The organism is Actinoplanes subglobosus, from assembly GCF_042650585.1.
Lineage (GTDB): Bacteria > Actinomycetota > Actinomycetes > Mycobacteriales > Micromonosporaceae > Actinoplanes > Actinoplanes subglobosus.
On record NZ_JBHSBL010000041.1, the window covers coordinates 38556 to 44447 of the forward strand.

The 5892-nt window shown below is 67.4% G+C and carries 5 protein-coding genes and 1 riboswitch; of the genes, 3 read left to right on the top strand and 2 right to left on the bottom strand.

Annotation, left to right across the window (positions count from 1 at the left end):
- Positions 1-104 precede the first annotated feature (104 nt).
- Both ACFO0C_RS47270 and ACFO0C_RS47275 read right to left on the bottom strand, forming a co-directional pair.
- Positions 105-1100: a ribonucleotide-diphosphate reductase subunit beta gene (locus ACFO0C_RS47270; protein ID WP_378073454.1), complete on the bottom strand. Its 996-nt coding sequence runs from the start codon at positions 1098-1100 to the stop codon at positions 105-107.
- Positions 1100-3451, bottom strand: a complete 2352-nt coding sequence (locus ACFO0C_RS47275) for a ribonucleoside-diphosphate reductase subunit alpha (RefSeq protein ID WP_378073455.1) — start codon at positions 3449-3451, stop codon at positions 1100-1102. Before ACFO0C_RS47275 ends, ACFO0C_RS47270 begins: the two co-directional genes overlap by 1 nt.
- A 110-nt stretch (positions 3452-3561) precedes the next feature.
- Positions 3562-3774: riboswitch (cobalamin riboswitch) on the bottom strand.
- Between the two features lie 79 nt (positions 3775-3853).
- Here ACFO0C_RS47275 and ACFO0C_RS47280 point away from each other — a divergent pair.
- The 3 genes from ACFO0C_RS47280 to ACFO0C_RS47290 are packed head-to-tail and all read left to right on the top strand — an operon-like array spanning position 3854 to position 5862.
- On the top strand, positions 3854-4321 hold the full coding sequence (locus ACFO0C_RS47280; protein ID WP_378073456.1) for a DUF4334 domain-containing protein: 468 nt from the start codon (positions 3854-3856) through the stop codon (positions 4319-4321).
- 4 nt (positions 4322-4325) lie between these two features.
- On the top strand, positions 4326-5366 hold the full coding sequence (locus ACFO0C_RS47285; protein ID WP_378073457.1) for an NAD(P)-dependent alcohol dehydrogenase: 1041 nt from the start codon (positions 4326-4328) through the stop codon (positions 5364-5366).
- Positions 5367-5376: 10 nt separating this feature from the next.
- On the top strand, positions 5377-5862 hold the full coding sequence (locus ACFO0C_RS47290; protein ID WP_378073458.1) for a cupin domain-containing protein: 486 nt from the start codon (positions 5377-5379) through the stop codon (positions 5860-5862).
- Positions 5863-5892 lie beyond the last annotated feature (30 nt).

Consider the following 5892-nt stretch of genomic DNA (forward strand, 5'->3'; position numbering starts at 1 on the left):
CCCGCCGCCGAGCCGGCCGCGCGGGAGACCACGCCGGTCACGGTCTGACCGGCGCACCGGCAAGCGGCCGCCTCCGAAAGAACGGGGGCGGCCGCTTGCGGTCCCTAGAAATCGTCGTCGAAGCTGACGTTTCCGGAGACCCCTACCTGGTACGCCGAAACGCGCCGCTCGAAGAAGTTGGACAACTCCTGCACGTCCTGCAATTCCATGAACGCGAACGGGTTCCTGCTGCCGTAGATCGGGTCGATGCCGAGTGCGGCGAGCCGCCGGTCGGCGACGTGTTGCAGGTATTCGCGCATGTCACCGAGCGACATCCCGGAGACGCCCTGCTCCAGTAGGTCGGCCGCGAACTGGACCTCGCATTCGACGGCCTCGGCGAGCATGTCGCGGACCTGCCGCTCCATCTCGGCGTCGAACAGGTCGGGCTCCTCGGCCCGAACCTGGTCGACGACGTCGAAAGCGAACGCCATGTGCATGCTCTCGTCCCGGAACACCCAGTTGGTGCCGGACGCCAGCCCTTGCAGAACGCCTCGCGACCGCAGGAAGTAGACGTACGCGAACGCGCCGTAGAAGAACAGTCCCTCGATGCACGCCGCGAAGCAGATGACGTTGAGCAGGAAGGCCCTCCGGTGCTCCCGGGTCTCCAGCCGGCGCAGTTCGAAGACCGAGTCGATCCACTTGAAGCAGAACTCGGCCTTCCGCGCGATCGACGGGATGTTCTCGACAGCGGCGAACGCCTCGAACCGTTCCTGCTCGTCGGGCACATAGGTGTCGAGCAGATTGAGATAGAACTGGACGTGCACGGCCTCCTCGAACAGCTGCCGGGACAGATAGAGCCGCCCCTCCGGCGAGTTCACGTGCTGATAGAGGTTGAGGACCAGATTGTTCGCCACGATCGTGTCCCCGGTGGCGAAGAAGGCGACCAGCCGTGACACGAGATGCTGCTCGGCCGGTGTCAGCCGGGCCAGGTCGGCGAGGTCGGAATGCAGGTCGACCTCCTCCACGGTCCAGGTGTTCTTGATGGCGTCCTTGAACCGGTCGAAGAAGTGCGGGTACTTCATCGGCCGCAGGGTCAGGTCCATTCCGGGGTCGAGCAGCATTATTGGCAGGCCTCACACGATTCGGGGTTCTCCAGGGAGCAGGCCTCCGCGGTCAGCGCGGGAATGAGCGACACGGTCGCCTGCTGGATCCGCGTCGCCGGTCGCGACCGCAGGTAGTAGGTGGTCTTGAGGCCGGTTTTCCAGGCGTAAAGGTACATCGACGACAGTTTGTTGATGGTCGGCGCGGCCAGGAAGAGATTCAGCGACTGGGACTGGTCGATGAACGGGGCCCGGGCCGCGGCCAGGTCGATCAGGGCGCGCTGCGGCAGTTCCCACGCCGTGCGGAAGAGTTCCTTCACGGAGTCCGGGAGTTCGCCGATGCCCTGCACCGATCCGTCGGCCCGCTTGATCTGCTCGCGGATCTCCGGCGTCCACAGACCACGGGACTTCAGCTCCCGTACCAGATAGGTATTGATCTGCAGGAACTCGCCGGACATCGTCTCGCGCTTGAACAGATTGGAGACCTGCGGCTCGATGCATTCGTAGGCGCCGGCGATCGACGCGATCGTCGCCGTCGGCGCGATCGCGACCAGCAGCGAATTGCGCAGCCCGTGCTCGGCGACGGTCGAGCGGAGCGCTTCCCAACGCGCGGTCTGGGTCAGCGACGCGCCCCACAGATCCGGGTGCAGGTGACCCTTCGCCGCGCGGGTCTCGGAATAGGCCGGATGCGGCCCGGAAACGGCGGCGAGCCCGGCCGACGTCTCCAGCGCGGTCAGGAAGATCTCCTCCTGCACCCGCGTGGAAAGGGAACGGGCCTCGTCGGAGTCGAACGGGAGCCGCAGGGTGAAGAACGCGTCCTGCAATCCCATCAGTCCGAGCCCGACCGGTCGCCAGCGCGGATTCGAGGCCGCCGCCTGCGCCGACGGGTAGTAGTTGATGTCGATGACCCGGTCCAGATGGACCACTGCCGTCCGCACCGTCGCGCGCAGTCGCTCCCAGTCGACGCCGTCGGCGGTGACGTGCGCGCCGAGGTTGATCGACCCGAGGTTGCACACCGCCGTCTCCTCGTCGTTGTTCACTTCGAGGATCTCGGTGCACAGATTCGACAGGTGAATGGCGTTGCCCGGTTCGCCGGTCTGGTTCGACAGCGCGTTCGAGCGGTCCTTGAACGTCATCCAGCCGTTGCCGGTCTGGGCGAGCGTGCGCATCATCCGCCCGTACAGATCCCGGGCCTTGACGGTTTTGACCGCCTTCTTCTCCGCCGCCCGGTAGGCCTCGGTGAAGGCGTCACCGAACAGATCCGGCAGCTCAGGGGCGTCGGACGGGTCGATCAGCGACCAGTCCTCATCGGCTTCGACCCGGCGCATGAACTCGTCCGGAATCCAGTTCGCCAGGTTGAGATTGTGGGTCCGGCGTGATTCCTCACCGGTGTTGTCCCGCAGTTCCAGGAATTCCTCGACGTCCGGATGCCACGGCTCCAGATAGACGCACGCGGCGCCCTTGCGACGGCCGCCCTGATTGACCGCGGCCACCCCGGCGTCGAGGGTCTTCAGGAACGGGACGATGCCGTTCGACCGGCCGTTCGTGCCGCGAATCAGCGCGCCGCGGCCACGGATCCGCGACCATGCGATGCCGATGCCGCCGGAGAACTTCGACAGTTTCGCGACCTGGTGATAACGCTCGTAAATGGAGTCCAGCTCGTCCCTGGGCGAGTCGACGAGGAAGCACGACGACATCTGCGTGTGCCGGGTGCCCGAATTGAAGAGTGTCGGTGAGCTGGGCAGATAGGCCAGTGACGACATCAGCCGGTAGAAGCCGATCGCCTCGCGGGCGTCCGTCGACAGGCCGCACGCGACACGCAGCAGCCAGTACTGCGGTGTCTCGACGACCAGCCGCGACGTCGGGTGGCGCAACAGGTACCGGTCGGCGACGGTGCGCAGCCCGAAGTACTCGAACCGCAGGTCACCGGTGACGTCCACGGCGTCGTCGAGCTTGCGGGCGTTGCGGGCCACGAACGCGGCCGTCCCGTCACCGATCAGGCCGAGACCGTGCGCGTGACGGATCGACTGGCTGAAGCTCGCGACACCGTGGCCGCGGACCTCCTTGTCGACGTAGGCGGCCAGCAGCCGCGCCGCCAGCTTCGAGTACTGCGGCTCCTCACCGATCAGCTCCGCGGCCGTCTGGATCGAGAGTTTGTCCAGCTCGGCGGTGGTCGCGCCGTCGTACAGGCCGCTGATGGTCCTCGTCGCGACGCGCAGCGGATCGACCTCGTCGAGGTCGGTGACCCACAACTCGACCGCCTTGACGATCTTGTTGACGTCGACCGTCTCCAGGTCGCCGTTGCGTTTGCGCACCTGCATCACGTGCCGTCGCTGCTCCGGCACCGCCGTCTTCTGCGGCGTGAGTGTCATGCCCTCTCCTCGCGAGCGGGCGCGTGGGGGCGGACACCATCGGTCCCCGGGCATGCGGGGACGCTTCGGCGTCAGCCGTCCCACGCGGCCTTCGACCGCCGCACGCCACGGTGACGTGCGGCGCGCTGGCAGGTCTTCGGACTCGTGGGCGTCCAGCTCATCCCTACTGGCCGTCGCTTCCCAGGCCTCTCGCGAGGCCCAGTGCTTGATGACGGCGGTCGTTCCCACTCACCGCTGCGGGGCAGTCCCGGTTTTGCACCGGGTTCCCTGTTGCCTCGGGCAGGTCTGTGCGACCTGCCCGAACCAGCTGCGAGAGGCACTATATATGGCCACACTCGGCGACCGTCGACACCACATGGCGTGTCGCTTATATTGGCGGAACGTCAATAAGAGGGGTGGGACATGGACGCCGCAACCGCTCGCCGCCGTATCGCCGACATCCGCGCCGACGCCGGGAAGACCACGATCGACGAGCTCGACGATCTCTGGGCCGCACTGCCGACAACTGGGCCCGACGAGATCCTCGGCTCCTGGCGGGGCAGCGAGTTCGTCAGCGGCCACCGCTTCGAGGGCTACCTGCCGAAGATCCGCTGGCACGGCAAACGCTTCACCTCCCGTACCGACGTCGCCCCGCTCGTCTGCCGCGACGACGACGGCAACCTGTTCGACGACGTCGAACGGGCCAAGGGCGGCGCCGCCCTCTACGCCGTCGAGTTCCGCGGCGAGACGACCGCGACCATGGTCTACGACGGCCAGCCGGTCCTCGACCACTTCAAACGCGTCGACGACGACACCCTGCTCGGCGTCATGAACGGCAAGGGCGTCCTCGACGACGGCCGGCACTACTACTTCGTCCTCGAGAGAGAGTGAGCCGGTGCGCATCCGGGCAGCGCTCGTCGAAACGGCCGGCGGACCGTTCACCCTCCGCGACCTCGACCTCGAACCGCCGCGCACCGACGAGGTGCTGATCCGGGTCACCGCGGCCGGCATCTGCCACACCGACCTCAGCATGCGGCGCCGCTGGCCGGCCCGGATCTCCCCGATGGTCTTCGGCCACGAGGGCGCCGGCGTCGTCGAGGCCGTCGGCGACGCGGTCACCACGGTCACCGTCGGCGACACGGTCGCGGTCAGTTACCGCAGCTGCGGTCTGTGTGAACTGTGCCGCGGCGGGCATCCGGCCTACTGCCTGCTCAGCGATCTCAACATGCGCGGCACCCGCGCCGACGGCAGCACGCCGCTGAGCAGCGGCGAAGACAAGGTCTTCGGCAACTTCTTCGGCCAGTCCAGCTTTGCGACCCATCTGCTCGCCCATCAGACCAATGTGGTACGGGTACCTAGCACCCTGTCACCCACGGTAGCCGCGCCGCTCGGTTGCAGCGTACAGACCGGCGCCGGGACCGTCCTCAACGTGCTCCGCCCCTCCCCCGGCGACACGGTGCTCGTCTTCGGCGCCGGAAGCGTGGGCCTGTCCGCGGTGATGGCCGCCGTCTCGCTGGGCTGCGAGGTGATCGCCGTCGACCCGGTCGGGGCACGCCGCGAGCTGGCCGTCGCATTGGGCGCCACCGGCACCGAGCCCGAGGCCGCCCACCACGCCATCGACACCACCGGCCGTCCCGACGTGATCGCCCAGGCCCTCGGCCTGCTCCGCCGTCGCGGCACGCTCGCCCTGGTCGGGCTCGGTACCAGGGCGGAGTTCGACATCATGACCGTGATGTACAACGGCCTGCGCATCCGCGGCGTCATCGAGGGCGACGCCACCCCGGCCACGTTCCTGCCCCAGCTGGTCGACCTGCACCGGCTCGGCCGTCTCCCGGTGGAGAAACTGATCACCGAATACCCGTTCGAGGCCATCGAATCAGCCGCGCAGGACGCCGCCGCCGGAAAGGTCGTCAAACCGGTCCTGACTTTCGGGTAGACATTGATCCATGACGTATCCACCACCGCGGTATCACGGGATCACCGGCGAGAAGAGCGCACTCCACCGGCCCGCGGACACGCCGCCCGAATTCGTCTACCCGAACAACGGCACCAAGGTGCACTACCTGGCCACCGGCGCGGCGACCGGCGGGCTCTTCGGCCTCTACCGGTGGGAGTGCGGGCCCGGCGTGACCGGCCCGGATCCGCATTTCCACCGTACGATCAGCGAGTCCTTCTACATCCTGTCCGGCGTCATGAACATCTACAACGGCGAGAAGTGGATCGAGGCGGAACCGGGCGACTGGGTGCACGTGCCGATCGGCGGGATCCACGGATTCAAGAACCGTTCCGGAGCACCCGTGTCGATGCTGCTGCACTTCTCGCCGGGCGCCCCGCGCGAAGGTTACTTCGAGGGCCTGGCCCACCTGGACGAGATGTCCGACGAGGAGCGCACCGAGTTCTACCTGAAGCACGACAACATCTGGCTGGACTGACCCACAGCCCGATCGGCGGCCGCCGTCACA

Excerpts from the sequence above, each read along its gene's own strand:
- ACFO0C_RS47270 (WP_378073454.1), bottom strand. The coding sequence starts at position 1,100 with ATGCTGCTCGACCCCGGAATGGACCTGACCCTGCGGCCGATGAAGTAC.
- ACFO0C_RS47275 (WP_378073455.1), bottom strand. The coding sequence starts at position 3,451 with ATGACACTCACGCCGCAGAAGACGGCGGTGCCGGAGCAGCGACGGCAC.
- ACFO0C_RS47280 (WP_378073456.1), top strand. The coding sequence starts at position 3,854 with ATGGACGCCGCAACCGCTCGCCGCCGTATCGCCGACATCCGCGCCGAC.
- ACFO0C_RS47290 (WP_378073458.1), top strand. The coding sequence starts at position 5,377 with ATGACGTATCCACCACCGCGGTATCACGGGATCACCGGCGAGAAGAGC.